Below are 20119 nucleotides of genomic sequence, written 5' to 3' on the forward strand. Positions count from 1 at the left end.
CCTCCATGTAACGTCCATAGCGATCGACTGTGATGGTATCTTGACGGACAGGGCGAGTAACGGAAGTCGCACATCGTCGGTTCCACTGCAAGCAGGTGAGATGTGGAACAGGAGCCAAGTGACGAAAATCCGTTCCCCCGGGCTGATATGGTCCGGTGTCATCGGCTGGCGTTTCATCTAATCGTTTTTATCGAGGAATATGCATTGACCTGCCGCATCGATTACACTTCTTATCCGCGCCCAAGATGGAGTGACCGGCCAAGGGAGGATATATGCGGGTTTTCTCGAGCATTGACGAGCTGCGCCACACGCTCGACGCGCTGCGGCGGCAGGGGCGAACCGTCGGCCTTGTTCCGACGATGGGCTATCTCCATGCCGGTCATATGGAGCTCGTCTCGCGCGCTCGAGCCGAGAACGACATCGTCGTCGTCTCGATTTTCGTCAATCCGCTGCAGTTCGGCCCTGCGGAAGACCTCAGCAAATATCCGCGCGATCTGGAACGCGATGCCGCCATGCTGAGGCAAGCCGGCGTCAATTTCCTTTTTTCGCCTGGTGTCGAGGACATGTATTCCCGCCCGATGTTGACCGTCGTCGACGTTCCCGATCTCGGGCGCGAACTCGAAGGAGCGGTACGGCCCGGGCATTTTGCCGGCGTCGCCACTGTCGTCTGCAAGCTTTTCAACGTCGTGCAACCGCAGACCGCTTATTTCGGAGAGAAGGATTACCAGCAGGTCGCCATCATCAAGCGCATGGTGGACGATCTGGCCGTGCCGGTGCGCGTGATATCGGTGCCGACGGTCAGGGACAGCGACGGCCTCGCATTGTCGTCGCGCAACGTCTATCTCAGCGAGGCAGAGCGGCGTGCCGCGGTGATCATCCCTCAGACCCTGGACGAGGCCGAGCGTCTGGTCGCCGACGGCCTTACCGATCCGGTGGAACTAGAGGCAAGGCTCACGGCATTTCTCAATCGCGAGCCGCTGGCAAAGCCTGAGGTCGTCGCCGTCAGAGATGCCGCAACGCTGCAGCCGGTCACGTCGATCGCAGACCCTGTCGTCGTGGCGCTCTTCGTTCGGGTCGGCTCGACACGACTGCTCGACAACCGGGTCGTCAGTGACAACAGGGTCGTCGGTGACAATCGAGTTGTCGGAGACAAGAGGGTTGCCGGGGGCAACCGGGTTATCGGCGGGCCGGGCTTGCCGGGAAAGGGAGTGACCAGATGAGCGCGGCCGGAATTCAGAAGCGCCTTACGCCAGCGCGCATCTCAGCCATGAAGGGCGGCAAGCCGATCGTCTGCCTGACCGCCTATACGACGCCCATGGCGCGGCTGCTCGATGAGCATTGCGACCTCCTGCTGGTCGGGGATTCGCTCGGCATGGTGCTCTATGGCATGGAGACCACCATCGGCGTCACGCTCGACATGATGATCGCGCACGGCAAGGCGGTGATGCGCGGCGTCGGCAAGGCCTGCGTCGTCGTCGACATGCCGTTCGGCAGTTATCAGGAATCGAAGGAGATCGCCTTCCGCAACGCTGTCCGCGTCCTGCAGGAAACCGGCTGCGATGCCGTCAAGCTGGAGGGCGGCGAGGAGATGGCCGAGACCATCGCCTTTCTGACGAAGCGGGGGATTCCGGTGATGGGCCATATCGGCCTGATGCCGCAGCAGGTCCAAACCGCAGGCGGTTATCGGTCCGTCGGCCATTCCGAACACGAGACGTCGAAAATCCGTCGCGATGCCCACGCCGTTGGCGGCTCGGGCGCCTTTGCCGTCGTCATCGAGGGCACGGTGGAGCCGCTCGCCCGGGAGGTGACGGCCGCCATGCACGTCCCGACCATCGGTATCGGCGCTTCTTCCGCCTGCGACGGTCAGGTTCTGGTTTCCGACGACATTCTGGGGCTCTTCAACGATTTCACCCCGCGCTTCGTCAAGCGCTACGACGAACTCGGCAAAAGGATTTCTGTCGCCGCTGCCGCTTTTGCCGAAGAGGTCCGATCGCGACAGTTTCCGGCAGCGGAGCATACGTTCAAACGGCGATCTTGAGGCGAGGCCATATCAGGTCCATCACCGGGCGGTATATCGTTCGCGCATGCTGTCGGCCGACCGGCGAACCGCCTCGGAAACCTGCTGGAGCTGTTTGGCCATGGGCGTCGAATGGCGCCAGATCATGCCGATCGTTCGCGACGGCCGCGGAGACTGAAAACGGGAGATCGAGACATGCGCCGAGCGCGTTTCGAGGGGAACGGCCATCTCCGGGATCAGGGTGATGCCGATACCGGCGCTGACCATCTGGACCAGGGTGGAGAGAGAGCTGCCTTCCATGACTTCCCGGGGACGGGCCTGCCCTATCTTGCAGAACGACAAGGCCTGATCGCGGAAGCAATGGCCTTCCTCGAGCAGCAGCAACCGCATTTCGCGCAGCGCCTCGCGTTCGGGCACCGGCTTACCCTCGTCTTCGGGCCGGCGAACCAGCACGAACTCTTCCTTGAAGAGCTCGAGTTCTGCCAGGGAGGGTTCCGACACCGGCAAGGCAACGATTGCCGTGTCGAGCTGACCTTGCGCCAGCTCCTGAACCAGCTTCGACGTCTGCGTTTCGCGCACTTCGATCTGAATGCCTGCAAAGCTCCTGTTCAGATCGTTGATGATTGCCGGCAACAGATAGGGCGCAATCGTCGGGATGATGCCGATGCGCAGCCGCGTCAGAAAAGGATCGCGCGCGGCGCGCGCCAGTTCCGCCAGTTCGTCCACGCCACGCAGGATATCGCGGATCCTGAGAGCGACGGTCTGACCGAAAGCGGTCAGCTTCACCTCACGTGCGTTGCGCTCGAAAAGCTCGCCGCCCAACTCTTGCTCAAGTTCTTTGATCTGCATTGACAATGCCGGCTGGGAGATCGCACAGGCGTCGGCGGCACGTCGGAAGCGGCCATCTCTTGCCAGTGCTTCAAAATAACGTAGCTGTTTCAGGGTAAGGTTCTTCATAACCTCAGCTTATCGCAACGATCAGTAAATCCAACTTAAATTTATGAAGCGCTTCCGATATGAAGACTGCAGGGAGAGAGTGGGGCGCCAGCTCGGCTCATCTTTTTGCACCGCAGAGATCAAGCAATCAAGGAGACGATCATGGACAACCCCACTGATAGCGCAGGCAAATGTCCTGTTGCACACGGTAATGCGCCTCGCAGCAGATCCAATCGCGACTGGTGGCCGGACCAGTTGAACGTGCAGATTCTTCACCAGAATTCCGGCCGCGCCGATCCGCTCGGCCAGGCGTTCGATTATGCCGAGGAGTTCAAGAAGCTCGATCTCGACGGCCTGAAGAAGGATCTTCACGCGCTGATGACGGATTCGCAGGACTGGTGGCCAGCCGATTTCGGTCATTATGGCGGCCTGTTCATCCGCATGGCCTGGCACAGCGCCGGCACATACCGCATCACCGATGGCCGCGGCGGCGCCGGGGCCGGCCAGCAGCGTTTTGCGCCGCTCAACAGCTGGCCGGACAACGTGAACCTCGACAAGGCCCGCCGCCTGCTATGGCCGATCAAGCAGAAATACGGCAACAGGATCTCCTGGGCTGACCTGTTGATCCTCACCGGCAACGTCGCGCTCGAATCCATGGGTTTCAAGACCTTCGGTTTCGCTGGCGGTCGCGCCGATGTCTGGGAGCCGGAAGAACTCTACTGGGGTCCTGAGGGAACATGGCTGGGTGACGAACGCTACAGTGGCGAACGCGAACTGGCAGAGCCGCTTGGCGCCGTGCAGATGGGCCTTATCTATGTCAACCCGGAAGGCCCGAACGGCACTCCGGATCCGCTGGCATCCGCCCGCGACATCCGTGAAACCTTCGCCCGTATGGCGATGAACGACGAAGAAACCGTGGCGCTGATCGCCGGCGGGCATACCTTCGGCAAGACCCATGGCGCTGGCGATCCGTCATTTGTCGGTGTCGACCCGGAAGGCGGCGAGCTCGAAGCTCAGGGCCTGGGCTGGACCAGCAAGTTCAACACCGGCGTCGGTCGCGATGCCATCGGCAGCGGCCTCGAAGTGACCTGGACCCAGACGCCGACCCAGTGGAGCAACTACTTCTTCGAAAACCTGTTCGCTTTCGAATGGGAGCTGACCAAGAGCCCGGGCGGCGCGCATCAGTGGCAGGCCAAGAACGCCGATGCCTCCATTCCGGATGCCTATGATCCGTCGAAGAAGCATCTGCCAACCATGCTGACCAGCGACCTGGCACTGCGTTTCGATCCCATTTACGAAAAGATCTCACGCCGCTTCCTGGAGAACCCTGCCGAGTTCGCCGATGCCTTCGCCCGCGCATGGTTCAAGCTGACCCACCGCGACATGGGGCCGAAGGTGCGCTACCTCGGTCCGGAGGTTCCGGCCGAAGACCTGATCTGGCAGGACGTGATCCCGGCCGTCGATCATCCGCTTGTCGACGACAAGGATATCGCCGACCTCAAGGCAAAGGTGCTCGCAACGGGTCTCACCGTGCAGGAACTGGTCTCGACCGCCTGGGCGTCCGCCTCGACCTTCCGCGGCTCTGACAAGCGTGGCGGCGCCAATGGCGCGCGTATCCGCCTTGCCCCGCAGAAGGACTGGGAGGTCAATCAGCCGGCGCAGCTCGCCAAGGTCCTCGGCGTTCTCGAAGGCATCCAGAGGGACTTCAACGCTGCTCAGACCGGGGCGAAGAAGATCTCGCTCGCCGACCTGATCGTTCTGGGTGGTGCAGCCGGTGTGGAAAAGGCGGCAGCGGCCGGCGGTCATGCCGTCAGCGTGCCGTTCACGCCGGGCCGCATGGACGCTTCCGAGGCACAGACCGACGCGCATTCCTTCGCGGCGCTGAAACCCCGCGCTGATGGTTTCCGCAACTACATCGGCGGCCGGCAGTTCATGAAGCCGGAAGAAGCCCTGGTGGACCGTGCCCAACTGCTGACGCTGACCGGACCTGAAATGACCGTTCTCGTCGGCGGCCTGCGTGTGCTGAAGGTCGGTGCGCCCGAGCATGGCGTCTTCACGGCCCGCCCGGAAACACTGACCAACGACTTCTTCGTCAACCTGCTCGACATGGCCACGCTGTGGTCGCCCGCTGCCGGCAGGGACGGCGTTTACGAAGGGCGTGATCGCAAGACCAGCGAAGTCAAGTGGACCGGCACCCGCGTCGACCTGATCTTCGGCTCGCACTCGCAGCTGCGCGCCTTTGCCGAAGTTTACGGCCAGTCCGACGCCAAGCAGAAGTTCGTCAAGGACTTCGTCGCGGCCTGGACCAAGGTCATGAACGCCGATCGTTTCGACTTGGTCTGATCGGCTGAACACTGTCTGGACGCGGCTTTCAGTCGCGTCCCGGCACTTTCTTTGCATTGAAGGCGGGACCTACCGCCCGAGTGTCCAGTCATCGAGGCGTCTGATGCTCGGTTAGGCGGGCACTACCTCTCCTCCTTCATCCCTGTGCTTGTCACAGGGATCCAGTGCGCCCAAGTCCTTGGGCGCGAGAGACTCCCTTTCCGGTAAAAGTCATTCCCCGCGCAGACGCGCGGTGGCTGGATTCCTGTGACAGGCACAGGAATGAGGAGTGCGGAGGTGGCGTCGCCCGATCGCAGCACCGTCTCTGGGCTTTTAGCGAGGCAGAATGCCGAAAGGCGAAAGTGACAGCAGATCGGGATCGGTCGTCGCCGTTACTGTCGCCACCTGGGCGTGGCTTATGCTGTAGCCGTAGGTGAGGACGCGGTCACCGTCGATCATGAAGAATTGCGCCTGATCCAGGCCGGGCCGCAAGGTACCCGTCACGGTGACGGTCTGGTACATTCTTGCCAGGTGCAAAGGCTCCTCCGGAACGACACGAACCAACTGGTTGGGCGGAGGGGAAGGCATGTGGCTGCAGGCTCCGGCCCAAGGCACCAGCATGAATTCGTAGACAAGATTGCCATCCTGGTCGATCGGCAGAACGAAGCCCGTCAATTCGATCGGATGTTCCTCGCCATGCCAGGCGAGTGTTTCGCCCTGTGGGCCGCTTACCGCCTTGCCCGACAGCGGCACTGTCGCTTTGGCCTGATCGGCCGGCCGTAATACGCTCCAGAAGATAGGCTGCGCGGCAGCGAAGGCGTCAGAAATTGGCCACGCGGAACAAAATGCCAGCGCCGCAAATGTCAGGAGGAAAGGTTTGTGCTTCATCATTGCATCTCCACCGGGCCGCCCGCTTTGATCACCTTGTCGCTGCCATTGATGCTACTCCTGATCCCGCTTAGCCGTCAAAAGGTTGTCGCGGCGTACTCCTGTTCGTTAGGCCAGCAGCACTTTGCCGCCCGTCCGGAACGGAACGGCGGATCGCAATGCTTCACTGACCTTTTCCAGAGGAAACACCTCCCGCACCTCAGTGGTGATGACCTTCGAGGCGATCTGCGCGGCGAGCTCGGAATAGGCGCGCTGGACGTCGCTCATCGCTTCGGAATGAACCCATTCCCGGAGATGAAAATAGGAAAAGGCGATATCGGGATGGGGCGCCCAGAATGAATTCGGGATGCTCTGCCCCGAGAGCAGGCCGTAATGCACGAAGCGTCCACCCGGCCGTAGCGCTCTTGCGAGGACTGCTGCGCGCGTTCCTCCGACGCAATCGAGCACCGCGTCAAGCCCGTGCCGGCCGGCAAGCCCTGCAACCAGATCGCTTTCGCTTTCTTCCCTATCGATGATGACAGCCTCGACCCGGCCGAGCAGGCGCTCAAGTGATCCTTCGCTGCGGACGATGGCGACCGGCTCCACGCCTGCGGCGTTGGCGAGACCGATCAATATCGCTCCGATCGAAGAGGCGGCGGCATTGATGGCAATACGCATGCCCGGCCTCAGCCCGATCTTGGCATGCAGCATCAACCAGGCCGTCATCGGATTGACGTAGCTCGTTGCAGCTTCGAAGTCGGTGAGATCGTCTGGAACACGAAGGCACCAGCCGGGATCGGTATCCTTGAATTCCTGCCAGCCACCGGCACTGCGCACCGGTAGCACGCGTGTTCCCGGGGAAAGCCCATGAACCTCCTCGCCGCACTTTTCGACCACGCCGAACGCTTCGAAGCCGGGAATGAAGGGCAATGTCGTGCGTCCGCTATAGGCTCCTGATATGGTGATGATATCGGACGGGTTGATCGCCCGCGCCAGCAGGCGCACCCTCACCTTGTCGCGCCGCAGCGGCGGCAGCGGCGCCTGCTCGAGCTCGACGACATCTTGAGCCGGGCCGAATTTTCGCACGACCGCCTGATATTGCATTGCATCCCCCACACACTGCGGTTAGATCACCCCGTCGAATTTTCGGTGATCGAATGAGCGTTGACGACAGGCCTTTAGCATCGTTCCGGGTCTCGATGCGAGACATCGACATCTATGGTCATGTCCACAACTCCCGTTATCTCGACTATTGCGAGGATGCGGTCGTCGAGTTTCTGCGGCAACGGCAAATTCTCAGCCATTTCCGTCACACCTCCTCCGGCGTTGCCTATCACGTGAAGAAGGCGGAGATCACCTTTCACAGCCCGATCGACCTCGACGATGTTGTCGAGGCAAAGGTGGAAGTGGAGAAAATCGGGCGCACGAGCCTGTCCTTTGCCATAGAACTCTTTCGCCAGCACGATGGCGCTCATTGCGCCTCGGCGCATTTCGTCTGGGTCTGCGTCGGCCTTTCCGACAGCCGCCCGACGCCGATTCCGGAAGCGACCAGAGCCGCTCTGTCTCCCGGCTGATTGCCGATCATTCAAACCCGCGGGTGTCCATGCCGATCCATGCGCAGCTTCTTCGACATGCAACGGAGACACCGGACAAGCCGGCGCTGGTGATCGACGGGCGCTCGCTCAGCTATGGCGAGCTCTATTTGCGCGCCAAGGCAATTTATCGGTTTCTCCGGGAGCTCCCCCGCTCGAACCGCCGCATGCTCGACCTGCCCGGTGTGGAGACGCTTGCCGCTCTCAGCCTTGGCAACCATATCGGCTTTGCCGAGTATTTTGCGGCGGCCACCGCCTACCCGAATGCCTGCGCGGTCATCGACCCGAAGATGCCGGCGGAAAGGATCGAACGCATCATCGAGCGCCTGGCGCCTGACGTTCTGATCGTCGACGACGATGCCGGGCCGAGCGCTGAAATTGCCCGTAGGTTCGGCATTCCCGTTATCGCTGCTGGAGCGGAGACTTTCGACCTCGCCGCGGCGGGAGGTGAAGCCGAGCTGCCGCTCGATGCCGACAAGATCTTTCTGATCGGCTTCACCTCGGGGACTACCGCCGAGCCGAAGGCCTATTATCGCTCGCGCGAACAATGGCGCCGGAGCCTCGATCGCGGACGCGTCGTTTTCGAACTCGAAGACGCGCCGTCGACAATGTGCCCGGGAGCCCTTGCGCATGGCCTGGCGCTTTATGCATTGGTCGAAGCTTTGGACGCCGGGGCAACCTTCCATTCGGTCCGGAAATGGGATCCGGTTGCGGTCGCACGCACTCTCTCCTCCTGGCACGTCAAACGGCTGGTCGCCGTGCCCACCCATATAGCCGGGATTGCAAGGGCGTGGGCGGGTGAACCGGTCCTGACCTCCCTGCGTGATGTCCTCACTGCCGGCGCAAAGCTCGACGTCAACGGTGTCGAATCCATGCGCCGCCTGTTTCCGAAGGCGCGCATCCGGGAATATTACGGGGCCTCCGAGATTGGTTTCATGACCGTCTCGACCCTTGTCGGCGGCGAGATCGATTTTCCGATCGGCCGGGTGGGACAAGCCTATCCCGGCGTAGAAATTTCCATTCGCGACCCCGATGAAAACGACGTCGGGACCGATGTGGCGGGAACCATATTCGTCAGGAGTGATCTGATCGCGGATGGATATCTCTGGGGCGATGACGATCAGGCGTTCCGGGTCACGGAAGCGGGAGCGACGGTCGGAGATCTCGGCGAACTCGATGCCGATGGCATGCTGCGGGTGATCGGCAGGGCCGGCGGCATGATGATATCAGGCGGCAACAACGTTTATCCCGCCGAAGTCGAGAGTGCGCTCAAGGCCTGCCCCGGGGTCGAGGATGCCGTTGTCTTCGGGCTGCCGGATGCTTATTTCGGCCAGCGGATCGTCGCCGTCATCTCGGGAGAGACGATAGACCCGAAAATCCTGGCCGATCATTGCGTGCAGATGCTCGGGAAGTACAAGATCCCCAGGCAATTCTACCATATAAGGTCCTGGCCGATGACGAGCAGCGGGAAGATTTCGAGGGGGCAAGTGGAGCGGGCCGTGGTTTCAGGAGGGGATCTTGTCCTACGCCTATCAGCCTGACGAGGATTGGCAGCCGGTCGTGGTGGCCGCCTATCGGTCGCCGATCGGCCGGGCGTTCGGATCGCTGTCGACTGTCGCGGCGGAAGACCTGCTTGCGCCAATCATCCGCCGGATACTGTCCGAGACGGGAATTGCGCCCGAAAGCATCGACGATGTGCTGGTGGGCAATGCGGCGGGTGGCGGCGGAAACATCGCGCGGCTGGCAGCACTCGCCGCAGGTCTGCCCATGTCGGTTCCGGGTGTTGCGATCGATCGCCAATGCGGCTCGGGCCTGGAAGCGATCATCATGGCAGCCCGGCTCATCCAGGCGAAAGCCGGTTCGTGCTTTCTGGCCGGCGGCGTGGAGAGCGTCAGCACCGCGCCATGGCGCGTCGAGAGACCAAAAGCGAATGGGGCGCTGCCCCGCTTTTACGGGCGCGCCCGGTTTTCGCCTGACACGATCGGCGACCCGGAAATGGGGATTGCCGCCGAAAACGTCGCCCGTCAATTCGGCATATCGCGGCAGAGACAGGATGAATTCGCCCTGCGCAGCCATAGGCTCGCCGTAGCGGCGGCCGAGGCGGGCATCTTTCGGCCAGAGATCATCGACATGTCGACCGGCCACGGACTGGTGCAACGGGACGAATGCCCGCGCCCGTCCACATCCCTTGAGGCACTCGCAAACCTTCGACCGGTCTTCCTGGCCGATGGTTCGGTGACAGCCGGCAATGCCTGCCCGCTGAACGATGGCGCCTGCCTGGTGCTCGTCATGAGCCGTGGCATGGCGAAAAGCCTCGGCCTCGAAAAGGGCCTTGCCTTCATCGACAGCGCCGTTGCCGGTGTGGATCCCAATCTGCTCGGCATCGGCCCGGTCGCCTCGACCAGAAAGCTATTGCAGCGTCAGCCCGGGCTCTCGCTCTTAGACATCGATGCCATCGAATTCAACGAGGCCTTTGCGGCCCAGGTTCTGGCATCGCTGGACCAGCTCGCTATCCCTGCCGACGCGATCAACAAGGACGGCGGAGCCATTGCGCTCGGCCATCCATTCGGGGCCTCCGGCGCAATCCTCGTTACCCGACTATACAGCCAGCTGATCCGCGACATCGGCGGATGGGCGCCGGGCGCGACCGGCCTGGCCATGATCGGTATCGGCGGAGGCATCGGGCTGACCGCCATGTTCGAGGCTGCCCAGCTTTCCTGACCCGGCGATGGCGCAGACCGTCAGGCGGCGGCGCGTTTGTGATCGGCCGGATGCTGAAGCCGAAAGCCGATCGCTAGTCTGTTCCAGGCATTGATCATCGCAATACCGATCGAAAGCGCCACGAGCTCGTCATCCGAGAAGTTGGTGTGTGCCTCTTCATAAACATCATCTGGCGCATGGCTTTTCGCGATCTGAGTAAGAGCCTCCGCCCAGGCGAGTGCCGCCCGCTCCCGTGTGCTGAAGAGCTGCGACTCCCGCCATGCGTTGAGAAGCAGCAGCCGGTCATCCGTTTCGCCGAGCTTCAGTGCGTCCTGGCGGTGCATGTGCAGGCAATGCGCGCATCCGTTCATTTGGGAAACACGCACTTTGACGAGTTCGAGCAGCTTCGGATCGAAGCTCTTGGCAATCCAGGCTTCAACAGCCACGAGGCCGTCGATGCCGCTGTTCTTATGGGCCATGAAGTTCAGACGCTTGGTCATTCTTATCTCCATCGTGAGGATTGACGGCCGAAGTCACCGGCTTGCAGACCGGTGAATACGCCTTGCCTTCCGGGTCGGTCATCTGCCCCGACGGTAGGTTCGGCCCATGCCTGTCGACGTGATGGTCCTCTATTTCAGCCAACCGGCTCGTCGCAGAGCCAGTTGGCCTACTGCGTTCGCATAGGGTGACAGCGACCGAGGGAGAATAGTTTGGGACCGCGATCGGGCGCATTCTCTGCCCATCGGTTACACCGGCCGTACCGGCGACGGTCCCGATGAAGCCGCTTCACTCATAGAGGACGCGGTTTCGCCACGCCGAGCAGTCGCCTGCTCGCTTTCAAGTCAACAAAGGCAAGTCAACAGAGGAAACTCCTCGTAAAGGACAAGGAGACTACCCATGAAAATCGTCGTTATCGGCGGCACCGGCCTCATCGGCTCGAAGACCGTGGAAAGATTGCGCAAAAAGGGGCACGAGGTGTTGGCGGCTTCGCCGAATTCGGGCGTCGACACGATCACCGGCAAGGGCGTGGCCGAAGCGCTCTCTGGCGCGCAGGTGGTGCTCGATCTCGCAAATTCGCCCTCGTTCGAGGACAAGGCCGTCCTGGAATTCTTCCAGACGTCGGGCCGCAATCTGCTCAAGGCAGGGGCTGCCGCCGGCGTCAAGCATCATATCGCACTGTCGATCGTCGGCATGGAGCGGCTGCAGGGCAGCGGCTACATGCGCGCCAAGATGGCCCAGGAAGAGCTGATCAAGACGTCCGGCATACCCTACACCATCGTGCACTCGACACAGTTCCATGAATTCATGGCTGGCATCGCCCAGTCAGGCACCGTCGGTCAGACCGTGCATCTATCGCCGGCCTACGTGCAGCCGATCGCCTCGGACGACGTCGCCGACGTCATGGCCGAGGTGGCGCTCGGTACGCCTGTGAACGGCACGATCGAGATCGGCGGGCCGGAGAAAGTCCGCCTCACCGAAGTCGTGACGCGTCTCTTCAAGGCGACGAACGATCCGCGCCAGGTGGTCGCCGATCCGCACGCCCGCTATTTCGGCGTCGAGCTCGAGGACAATTCGCTCGTGACCGGAGCCAAGGCGCGGCTTGGCCAAATCCGCTTCGACGATTGGCTCAGCCGGCAGCCGCCGCAGAAAAAGAGCGCCTGACGGACTTGGTGCGCCGGTGCGCTCGTTTATCAACGAAAGGAGACCAGACATGCTCAGGAAAATGATCTCGGCAGCGGCCTTCGCCCTTGTCCTTGCCGCCGGCACTCAGACTCACGCCGGAGGTGGGAAAGCGAAGATAAGCGTCGTTTTCGACCAGAAGCTTCCCAATGTTCCCGGCAAGAGCATGAGGGCTGTGATGGTGGAATATGCGCCCGGCGGCATGTCGCCCGGCCATACCCATCCGAATTCCGCTTTCATCTACGCCACGGTTCTCGAAGGGGCGATCCGCAGCGCGGTGAACGACGGTCCGGTGAAAACGTATAAGGCCGGAGAAAGCTTCGCCGAATTTCCCGGCGATCACCACAGCGTCAGCGCAAACGCCAGCGACACCAATCCGGCGCGCCTGCTTGCGGTCTTCGTGCTGGACACGGACGTGACGGAACTGACGATCGACGACAAATGATGTGGGACACGATGCCCGGCGCCGCCGGGCATCGTTTTCCCTGATCACGCAGCCTGCAGCGCTATCTCCAGGTCGGCGATCAGATCGTCCGGATGCTCGATACCGATCGAAAGACGGATCGTCGATTCCAGAACGCCGATGCGCTGGCGGACATCGGCGGGTACGCCGGAATGCGTCATGGCGGCCGGATGGCTCGCAAGCGATTCCGTGCCGCCGAGGCTGACCGCGAGCTTGAAGATCTGCAGCCCGTTCAGGAATTTGAACGAGGCTGGCTGACCGCCGCGGATGTCGAAAGAGAAAGTCGAACCGGCGCCGGTGCATTGCGCGATGAAGGTCCGCCCGGCCGGCGATTCCGGATCGTGGTAGGGCAGGTAGTGAACCTTCTCGACCTTCGGGTGATCGCGCAGAAAGTCGGCGACGGCCCGCGCGTTGCTGTTTGCCCGTTCCATACGCAGCTGCAGCGTTTCCAGCGAACGGCCGAGCATCCAGCAGGAATGCGGATCGAGCTGGGTGCCGATCGCGCCGCGCAAGGCCTTGATCTGCTTGATCACCGCCTTACGGCCAAGAACGGCGCCGGCGATCAGATCGGAATGACCACCGACATATTTCGTCAGCGAATAGAGCGAGATATCGGCGCCGTGCTCGATCGGCCGCTGGAAGACCGGCCCGAGTAGGGTGTTGTCGCAGACGATGATCGGCATATGGCCCTGTCTTGCACCAATCGCGTCGGCCACGCGTCGGATCATCGCCACATCGACCAGGCTGTTGGTCGGATTGGCGGGCGTCTCGATCAGGATGACGGAAACGCGGCCCTTGGCCATCGCCTCTTCAGCCGCCTTCTGCACCGATGCTTCGCTGACGCCGTCGGCAAACCCGACGGCGGCGGCGCCGAGGTTCAGGAAGGTCTTCGCCAGTAATGTTTCCGTTCCCCCGTAAAGCGGCTGCGAATGCAGGATCGCATCCCCCGGCCGGACGAAGGCAAGCAGGGTGGTGGCAATCGCCGCCATGCCGGATGAAAACAGCACGCCGCTTTCCGTCCGTTCGTAGACGGCGAGCCTGTCCTCGACGATCTCGCTGTTCGGATGGTTGAAGCGCGAATAGACAAGGCCCGCCCCCTTCCCTTCGGGTGGCTCGCGGCGGCCCGACACATAATCGAAGAAGTCGCGACCATCTTCCGCCGTCTTGAACACGAAGGTAGAGGTTAGGAATACCGGCGGCTTGACCGCCCCTTCCGAGAGCTCCGGATCGTAGCCGTAATTCAGCATCTGTGTTTCGGGATGCAGGGCATGATTGCCGATATGGGTTTTGGAAGGATGCGGGGCGGTCATCATCGTCTCCTCTATCGGGACTGGCGAAATGTCAGAATACATCAAAACTACAGGAGAGGAGCAATCTTCGCGGTCAGTTCCTGATCTCGCCCAAAGTATCCGCGACATAGGCGCCTCGCGCTCCCATTGGCAGCGGCGTTCCTGTCGTCGTGTCCCTCGCGGTCTGATGCTCCAGTTCTGCGTTGAGCTCTCCTCCGACGATGAGAATGACGACGGAAAGCCAGATCCAGATGAGGAAGCCTATCAGCGCCCCGAGCGTGCCGTATGTCGCGTTGTAATTGGCGAAATTCTCTAGATAGAAAGAGAAGCCGAGCGACATGGCGGCCCAGGCGATCGTGGTCAAAACCGCGCCCCACGTCATCCACCGGACCTTGGCAGCCTCCCGGCTTGGGCCAAAGCGGTAGACCATTGTGACGGCCACCGCAACCACGAGCAGAAGCAGCGGCCACCTAAGCAGAAGAGCCATGTGCTCCTTGAATTGATCGAGCCAAAGATAGGAGAGCACAACTGGCATCACACCAACGAGGGCCACCATGACGATCGCAAAAGCTATCGCACATAGGGTAAAGCAGAGGCCCGTCAGATTAAGCCGCACCAGGCTTCGCTTCTCCTTTTCCTCATAGGCCACGTTCATAGCGTCGAATATCGCCAGCGTGCCATTATGGGTGCTCCATAGCGCGACCGCGAGGCCTACGAAAAAGGTTAGGCCAAGTGTGCCGTCGCGCCGCTCGACGAGCGCCTTGATCTGATCGGCAAGAAGATCGAATGCGCCGGGTGGCAAGAGGACAGCCAACTCGCGAAGATGTTCGGATATGGTAACCGGATCGGCAACCAACCCATAGAGAGCGACGAGGGCCGCCAGGGCAGGAAATATCGCCAGCAAGAGATAGAAGGTCACGCCCGCCGCGATGAGAGTGACGCGGTCGTCTAAAATTTCATGGAAGACGCGCCAGAAGACGTCGCGAAGGCCGCTGAAAGGGATAGCCTCGGGCGTACTGGCGCTGCGGCCATGATCGTCACCTGCGTGGCCAGTATCCGCAGACGGAGCGGCCGACCTGCGCTCGACTGCCTGCATGTAGACAAGCGCGCCGATCGCTGCGGCCATCATTGCAGCCGCGGTGGAGAATCTCTTACGTTGAACCACATCACGCATGTGGATGGTCTCCGATCTAGTGCGGAGATAACGCAGGGTGCCGCTAAAGGATGCAAGCCGTTGCTTTCTCGCGGACATTTGATGCAGGGCCGAGGTCGCCCGCTTCTCCAATCGGGTCAGGAAGCAGGGATTGGAACGATTGAGCCGCGCCACCGCTACGCCCATAAGATATTGATATAACTGCAGTCACATCCTGCTACGGAAGCAAATCCGGACCTTAGTTTCGTTACTGCAGTGCTGGGGGTCATTTCAACAAGTCTACCGATGGGCGGCTTGGCAGCCGCGAAGCGGTAGATTGCTGCGCAGCCCGTATCTGAGGCGCGGCTTGGATCTGAATTCCACCTGCTGCGATCCGATGCGGGTGCCTGCAGGCGACGCGCTGTGCAGTAAGCCTGACAAAACAATAGCGCCGGTGACAATGGCCTGCAATAGCCGTTTACGTTATCAACGGGCAATACCGGTGCCTGGTGGGTCCATTGCCTTAGCTCGGCGCACCTCATGACCAAGCGCCGTCGAGGACCGAGACACTACCGGTCTGCGGACGCGATCTCGATGGCCTCGGCGGTTGCTTGATGGCGTCTCGGCAATCGACAGAACATGCGTCGCGATCGACCAGGTCGCCACACGAAAGCAACTGCGCAGCAAGGAGGCGGCGACAGGATGCGAGCTGCTCCGGATACCGACTAAGCAGCCCTTCCCCGACCGTCACTGGAGGCGCTGCTCCGGCCATTCAGTGCTGGGCATCTCCGGCGCACTGCCAAAGGCGTGGGATTATTTCCTGGCATTTCGGCCGGGATAAACAGGCCTTCCACATCGCCAGAGAGCGAGGAGCAGCACGTCATCGAATAGCGTGCATCGATGACGGCGCCACCCATCTGACGTGACGGTGCAGCCTTGCCGCCGCGGTCGGCTACCCCAGGATAGAGTGGACCCGATGCTGCCGTTCCGGCACGCGCTCGGCTCGCTGCCGGAGGCAATCCGCAACAGCCGCTGATGTGTCACGTGCGTTGACGGACGATCGGTCGATATCAGCGGCCACCCGTCGCAATGGGCTGGCGCGCCCGCGAGCCTCGGCTGTGAACTGCCAATGCTCTCGGATCGAAAGGCAGCCCCTCCCCCGTCGCGTCATCCTTCGGATCGGTCGCAGGAGGAGGCGAATGCGGTGGCAGTGAGGCCGCGTTGTGTCGGTCGGCCATCGCCACAGGAGCTGGCTTCAGTGGCGATGGGCAGCTGGCCCTGCGGCCTTCCCAGACGTATCCGTGAGCCGCAGTTGCGCGCCGAACGTTGCCTGATCGTGCCGTTGTCCGCGGACAACCGGATGATTAACATGGTAGCCGGCAGGCCGTTTGCACATGAACCGATCCCTGCAGCAATCGGTTCGCGTGGCCGGGAAAACATCCCTGATCTCGCCCTGCTGATGGATGCTATGGACTTGCGGTATTGCTGCCGCCTCGATGGCTCTGCCTGGGGTCGCAGCGCAGCGGTTTCGTGCCCCTTGCCGAACGGGCGTGGACGCCGCCGGCTCCAAAGGCCGAAGAGCCTCGTCAGGTCTGTCGACAGGTCAGTAATGCCGAAACCGGGTCCCCAATTAAGGGGGAGCTGAATGCATTCGAAGAAGCTGGGGGGCTGCTGGCGCTGCGGCTTCGCTCATCGATAAGGGTGCGCGGCAACGGATGGCGGGGTGGTCACGACGCCATCATCCTCACCGCTCTCGCGTCTCCTAGGCTAGGTGGCAACGAGGTCGTCCGTCGCTCGGCGGGAGGCTGCATGGCCAGCGGCAGCGTTTCGGCGGCAATCTCAGATCAGGTGACTTCGTTGGTCCGTCTAACTCAGTTGATCGGGCGGAAGTGATAAGCCCCTTCCTTCGAGGCCCCTGCGGGCATCTCCGGGCGAGACTAAAGGGAGTGGCACGTAACGGCGGTGAATCCAATGTCCTGTCAGCTTGCGCTGCATCGATCGGTTCATACGTCCAAGCTATGCCGATTGGTCTTCCTTCCTGAGTTTTTGCAGATCAAAGGCCGAAGCCTCGAGTGATACTGCGGATGGTTGGAAGCCGCGGCAGCGTCCGCATGTGGGGGCGGATGGTTGGATGTTGTCGCCGTCGTTGGTGCTTTGCGGCAGGTCGGTCAGTTTGGTGATCGCCCTGCTCGATATCCCGGGCAATTCCGCCTTCAGTCAGGTGGGGATAAGCAAGGCCACGGCCTCGGGCGAAGGGGTGGGCAGATCCAGAGTGGATCGTCGTCGATCATTGAGGCAATCTCCATTCGCGCGTCCGGCTCTTGGCGCATCAGCGGTGCGATCCCCTGCCCTCATTAATCACTTTGCGGTGGGTAGACCGGCCCGCTGAAAGCTGGAGATCTCCCTCCGCTGGGATCGCTGCTCGGCAGGTTGTCCGCGGACAACCCTGCGCCTAGCCCCGGTCCCGTACGTGAGAAGGCTGCATGTGCCTGACCCCTCGTCTGCGACATCCACGGCAACCGCCAGGCTTGAATTTGCCGCATTGCGGCATTACCTCGTGATGAACCGAAGCGCTTTCCCCTCCTAGCCGCTTCGGTCCGACGGACAGCACTTCTCCTCCCAAGCTGTCGGTCACTATCGAAGCCCGGCGCATCTCTCCCGCGCCGGGCTTTTGTCGTCTCGGCGACCCACTGTCGCCGCTGGGCAGGGAACGTCTCCCTGTCCTTCATTCCTATCGCTCTGGTCCTCAAGCGAGGTGTGTCGGCAATTTGGGACGCCGGCGGCGGCGATTAATTGCGTGCGTCGCCAATCTGTGTCGCTGCTGCCGTGCTGCCGCCTCAGAGGAACCGCGAGCCGAAAACGCCGCCGATCGAGGGCCGTCGCTTGCAGGTCTTCACCGCCAGTCTGAGTGCCGCCGTCCAGGAGGGGGCGTCGAATGCCGGAGGGGATCGCGCCGGCAAGTTCGGATCGGCCAGCAGGTCACCCGACGGCGCGGCCTGTCCGGCTCATGCGTATCACTGATTTCGATAAGCCGGTGGTGCGCAATCCTGCCTCATCTCAGTCGGCATGGCCGCGCTCGGATCCTTGGCAGGCTTGGTCCGACATCAATGATGATGGGCAGAAAATTTCAACAGCAGGCTTTTCGGTGTCGGACAGGGGAGGGGCGCCGGTGGGAGTCTGCACTAAGCTTTGAGATGGCTAGATCTGATGTCGGCGCCCCTGAGCTTGTTATCGCCCATGGCTGCCCCCGGATGTTTGAGCGTGGCGACATCATCGTCGGTCGGATGTGCGGCGAGCTGATCGCGCCGGTCGAAAGGAGGATGGTGTCGAGGACGTCGAGCTCTTCGGTGCCACGGCGCGCTATGTTGCTCGCTCAGGTCAGGCGGTCGGCTTTCGCGGAACCGGCGTGGATGGTTCAGACGTCGTCGTAGCAAAGCGCCCATTGATCGGCGATATACCAGCAACGTCCTATCCGCGGCTCCGTCTTCCAGAGCAGACTTTTGACGAACTCGATGCCGCCGCGCCTGAACGCGGCTGTCAGCGCCTCGATCTCGTTATCGTCGATTGACAATCCACCATTGGCGCAGACGAAATAGGCTGTGCCGATCCAACGCGCCGCAAATCCATCCTCGCCGCGCTCAATCCGAAGTGCAGCACCATGGGATGCATGACGGCCGCCTTTCGGCGGTCGGTCCTGGCGCGGTACGCCGAGTGGCAGCACGAGCCGCCCTCCAGGCCGCAGCCTTTCGATCCAGGGTTCCGCGGGCCGCGCGACGGCGAAATTCACATAGATCGCATCCACCTCTTCCTGCGGCCATTGACTGCCGTCGGCGTTCATGACGCTGACATTGGCGCGATCGGCAAGTGCTGTTTGAGCGTGGGCAGCCAGATCGGGATCCATCTCGACGGCATAGACATGACCGGAAGCGCCGACAAGCTCCGAAAGAATGGCGCTGTAATAGCCGGTGCCGGCACCGATATGCGCGATGCGATCCCCGATTTGTATGTCCAGCTCTGCCAGGAGTCGGGCATGCAGTGAGGGACTGCCATTGTGGACACCTTTGTCGGTCTGCAAGGCAAATAGCACGTCCTGATAGGCCAGAACCAAGTCGGAGGAGGGGAGGGGGCGATATCCTCCGCCCAGATTGGCGATCTGCCATGGCGGCGCGCCGAGGAATTTTTCGCGCGGGACGGTGGCAAAGGCGGCTTCGATCCGCGGGTTCGTCGTCGCGGCGGTTGCCACCACCTGATGGGCGTAAGCGCGGCGGATCACCGCCAGTTCGTCGGCCGTAAACATCGCAGTTGGCATGGACAAATCTCCGGGCATGGCTTTGACCTGTTCCCTTTTTACGTCCTTGCGGCTCCAAATCCATCTCTATCCCAAATGCTTGATTTCATGGGTAGGAACTCCTGACGGAAGTTAAATGTCACTTCTCTTCCATTGTGGAAAACTACGCTGTTACTTCATAAGCTTAATACTCGAGCGTGGCCTGCAACGATGCAGTATCGGCCTCGTTCACTTACAGCAGGCGACGCTGGGCAAGGCGGTCCGGCCCTTGGATGCCAAGCGCTCCCACAGCGCCATCGACACGTTTCAGGCGTCGGGTATCGTGAGGTGTCTGGCGTCTAGTCTGAAACGCTTCTTGATCCTGTCGACGGGCGTCCCGTCCTGAAGCGGAACCTGGACCAGCCGGTCATAGGTCTCGAAGCCCATCTTTGCGTAATAGCCAAGGCCGCTGACATTGTCGGCGCGAATGGTGGCATTGATGAATTCGAGCCCGAACTCTTCCGCTGCGGCTCGGGTTGCGGGGAAGAGAGCGCTGCCGACGCCTGGGGTTCTTGGGTTCAAGCGGGAAAAGGTCGCGATGTCGGCGACGCCTTTCGGCGGGTCGCCGTATAAGCTGAGCGATTGAAAGCCGACGAGTGACTGATCGTGCTCTGCAACATGGCAGGTAAGAGGAAACTCGCCGTCGATGAACCAGTCCGCGAACTCGGCAGCCGAAAGCGGCGTTTCGAGTGCGGTCGTTCCACCGGCAAGGATGATCTCGTTCAGGAGACTGCTCAGCTCCGCCGCGTCGGCGGAGACGGCCCTTCGAATGTGCATGCCTTGGCTACCTCGTT

Annotated in this window: 16 protein-coding genes; 8 read left to right on the forward strand and 8 right to left on the reverse strand. The window is 61.7% G+C overall.

All coding sequences use genetic code 11. From position 1 onward, the window contains the following. Nucleotides 1–272: 272 nt before the first annotated feature. Together panC and panB are read left to right on the forward strand one after the other, a co-directional pair. A complete protein-coding gene (gene panC / locus RWK44_RS00525) occupies nucleotides 273–1220 on the forward strand; it encodes a pantoate--beta-alanine ligase (RefSeq protein ID WP_316028184.1) in 948 nt (315 codons plus the stop codon). Further along, nucleotides 1217–2038 (forward strand): 3-methyl-2-oxobutanoate hydroxymethyltransferase, encoded by an 822-nt coding sequence (panB, locus tag RWK44_RS00530; protein ID WP_316028185.1) that lies wholly within the window; start codon nucleotides 1217–1219, stop codon nucleotides 2036–2038. Before panC ends, panB begins: the two co-directional genes overlap by 4 nt. A 21-nt stretch (nucleotides 2039–2059) precedes the next feature. Here panB and RWK44_RS00535 read toward each other — a convergent pair whose 3' ends face one another. Next, nucleotides 2060–2974 (reverse strand): hydrogen peroxide-inducible genes activator, encoded by a 915-nt coding sequence (locus tag RWK44_RS00535; RefSeq protein ID WP_316028186.1) that lies wholly within the window; start codon nucleotides 2972–2974, stop codon nucleotides 2060–2062. A gap of 141 nt (nucleotides 2975–3115) precedes the next feature. Here RWK44_RS00535 and katG point away from each other — a divergent pair, with 141 nt between their 5' ends. Next, the gene (gene katG / locus RWK44_RS00540) at nucleotides 3116–5296 is read left to right on the forward strand and encodes a catalase/peroxidase HPI (RefSeq protein WP_316028187.1); all 2181 of its coding nucleotides are present in this window, start codon (nucleotides 3116–3118) and stop codon (nucleotides 5294–5296) included. A gap of 312 nt (nucleotides 5297–5608) precedes the next feature. On the opposite strand, the gene RWK44_RS00545 is transcribed toward katG, so the two are convergent. Both RWK44_RS00545 and RWK44_RS00550 read right to left on the reverse strand, forming a co-directional pair. After that, nucleotides 5609–6166, reverse strand: coding sequence for a DUF3299 domain-containing protein (locus RWK44_RS00545; protein WP_222010840.1), 558 nt, complete (start codon nucleotides 6164–6166; stop codon nucleotides 5609–5611). Between the two features lie 105 nt (nucleotides 6167–6271). Beyond that, a complete protein-coding gene (locus RWK44_RS00550) occupies nucleotides 6272–7246 on the reverse strand; it encodes a zinc-dependent alcohol dehydrogenase family protein (protein ID WP_222010841.1) in 975 nt (324 codons plus the stop codon). A gap of 53 nt (nucleotides 7247–7299) precedes the next feature. On the opposite strand from RWK44_RS00550, the gene RWK44_RS00555 reads away from it, so the two are divergent. The 3 genes from RWK44_RS00555 to RWK44_RS00565 are packed head-to-tail and all read left to right on the forward strand — an operon-like array spanning nucleotide 7300 to nucleotide 10455. Beyond that, nucleotides 7300–7716, forward strand: coding sequence for an acyl-CoA thioesterase (locus RWK44_RS00555; protein WP_222000294.1), 417 nt, complete (start codon nucleotides 7300–7302; stop codon nucleotides 7714–7716). Between the two features lie 29 nt (nucleotides 7717–7745). Continuing rightward, nucleotides 7746–9275, forward strand: a complete 1530-nt coding sequence (locus RWK44_RS00560; protein WP_131663372.1) for a class I adenylate-forming enzyme family protein — start codon at nucleotides 7746–7748, stop codon at nucleotides 9273–9275. Continuing rightward, a complete protein-coding gene (locus tag RWK44_RS00565) occupies nucleotides 9253–10455 on the forward strand; it encodes a thiolase family protein (protein WP_222010843.1) in 1203 nt (400 codons plus the stop codon). The genes RWK44_RS00560 and RWK44_RS00565 overlap by 23 nt, the downstream gene beginning before the upstream one ends. 20 nt (nucleotides 10456–10475) lie before the next feature. Here RWK44_RS00565 and RWK44_RS00570 read toward each other — a convergent pair whose 3' ends face one another. Beyond that, entirely contained in the window at nucleotides 10476–10934 is a 459-nt protein-coding gene (locus RWK44_RS00570) for a carboxymuconolactone decarboxylase family protein (protein ID WP_077980570.1), read from the reverse strand. A gap of 397 nt (nucleotides 10935–11331) precedes the next feature. Between RWK44_RS00570 and RWK44_RS00575 the strand changes: the two genes are divergently transcribed. Both RWK44_RS00575 and RWK44_RS00580 read left to right on the forward strand, forming a co-directional pair. Then, the gene (locus RWK44_RS00575; protein WP_316028188.1) at nucleotides 11332–12096 is read left to right on the forward strand and encodes an SDR family oxidoreductase; all 765 of its coding nucleotides are present in this window, start codon (nucleotides 11332–11334) and stop codon (nucleotides 12094–12096) included. A 49-nt stretch (nucleotides 12097–12145) separates the two neighbouring features. Then, complete coding sequence (locus RWK44_RS00580) at nucleotides 12146–12559, forward strand: cupin domain-containing protein (RefSeq protein WP_316028189.1); 414 nt, start codon at nucleotides 12146–12148, stop codon at nucleotides 12557–12559. 44 nt (nucleotides 12560–12603) lie between these two features. On the opposite strand, the gene RWK44_RS00585 is transcribed toward RWK44_RS00580, so the two are convergent. From RWK44_RS00585 to RWK44_RS00600, 4 genes are all read right to left on the reverse strand, one after another. After that, complete coding sequence (locus RWK44_RS00585) at nucleotides 12604–13887, reverse strand: cystathionine gamma-synthase family protein (protein ID WP_168281256.1); 1284 nt, start codon at nucleotides 13885–13887, stop codon at nucleotides 12604–12606. Between the two features lie 73 nt (nucleotides 13888–13960). Beyond that, nucleotides 13961–15040: a YihY/virulence factor BrkB family protein gene (locus tag RWK44_RS00590; RefSeq protein ID WP_025396954.1), complete on the reverse strand. Its 1080-nt coding sequence runs from the start codon at nucleotides 15038–15040 to the stop codon at nucleotides 13961–13963. 3373 nt (nucleotides 15041–18413) lie between these two features. Next, a complete protein-coding gene (locus RWK44_RS00595; RefSeq protein WP_316028190.1) occupies nucleotides 18414–19325 on the reverse strand; it encodes a protein-L-isoaspartate O-methyltransferase family protein in 912 nt (303 codons plus the stop codon). A 267-nt stretch (nucleotides 19326–19592) separates the two neighbouring features. Then, entirely contained in the window at nucleotides 19593–20102 is a 510-nt protein-coding gene (locus tag RWK44_RS00600) for a GNAT family N-acetyltransferase (protein WP_131661213.1), read from the reverse strand. Between the last annotated feature and the right edge of the window lie 17 nt (nucleotides 20103–20119).

It is taken from the genome of Rhizobium sp. 25PS6, assembly GCF_032464655.1.
In the GTDB taxonomy this organism is placed as follows: domain Bacteria; phylum Pseudomonadota; class Alphaproteobacteria; order Rhizobiales; family Rhizobiaceae; genus Rhizobium; species Rhizobium laguerreae.

What these genes read in the sequence shown, in the direction of transcription:
- panC (WP_316028184.1), top strand. Translation starts at nt 273, where the DNA reads ATGCGGGTTTTCTCGAGCATTGACGAGCTGCGCCACACGCTCGACGCG.
- panB (WP_316028185.1), top strand. Translation starts at nt 1,217, where the DNA reads ATGAGCGCGGCCGGAATTCAGAAGCGCCTTACGCCAGCGCGCATCTCA.
- RWK44_RS00535 (WP_316028186.1), bottom strand. Translation starts at nt 2,974, where the DNA reads ATGAAGAACCTTACCCTGAAACAGCTACGTTATTTTGAAGCACTGGCA.
- katG (WP_316028187.1), top strand. Translation starts at nt 3,116, where the DNA reads ATGGACAACCCCACTGATAGCGCAGGCAAATGTCCTGTTGCACACGGT.
- RWK44_RS00545 (WP_222010840.1), bottom strand. Translation starts at nt 6,166, where the DNA reads ATGATGAAGCACAAACCTTTCCTCCTGACATTTGCGGCGCTGGCATTT.
- RWK44_RS00550 (WP_222010841.1), bottom strand. Translation starts at nt 7,246, where the DNA reads ATGCAATATCAGGCGGTCGTGCGAAAATTCGGCCCGGCTCAAGATGTC.
- RWK44_RS00555 (WP_222000294.1), top strand. Translation starts at nt 7,300, where the DNA reads ATGAGCGTTGACGACAGGCCTTTAGCATCGTTCCGGGTCTCGATGCGA.
- RWK44_RS00560 (WP_131663372.1), top strand. Translation starts at nt 7,746, where the DNA reads ATGCCGATCCATGCGCAGCTTCTTCGACATGCAACGGAGACACCGGAC.
- RWK44_RS00570 (WP_077980570.1), bottom strand. Translation starts at nt 10,934, where the DNA reads ATGACCAAGCGTCTGAACTTCATGGCCCATAAGAACAGCGGCATCGAC.
- RWK44_RS00575 (WP_316028188.1), top strand. Translation starts at nt 11,332, where the DNA reads ATGAAAATCGTCGTTATCGGCGGCACCGGCCTCATCGGCTCGAAGACC.
- RWK44_RS00580 (WP_316028189.1), top strand. Translation starts at nt 12,146, where the DNA reads ATGCTCAGGAAAATGATCTCGGCAGCGGCCTTCGCCCTTGTCCTTGCC.
- RWK44_RS00585 (WP_168281256.1), bottom strand. Translation starts at nt 13,887, where the DNA reads ATGACCGCCCCGCATCCTTCCAAAACCCATATCGGCAATCATGCCCTG.
- RWK44_RS00590 (WP_025396954.1), bottom strand. Translation starts at nt 15,040, where the DNA reads ATGCGTGATGTGGTTCAACGTAAGAGATTCTCCACCGCGGCTGCAATG.
- RWK44_RS00595 (WP_316028190.1), bottom strand. Translation starts at nt 19,325, where the DNA reads ATGCCCGGAGATTTGTCCATGCCAACTGCGATGTTTACGGCCGACGAA.
- RWK44_RS00600 (WP_131661213.1), bottom strand. Translation starts at nt 20,102, where the DNA reads ATGCACATTCGAAGGGCCGTCTCCGCCGACGCGGCGGAGCTGAGCAGT.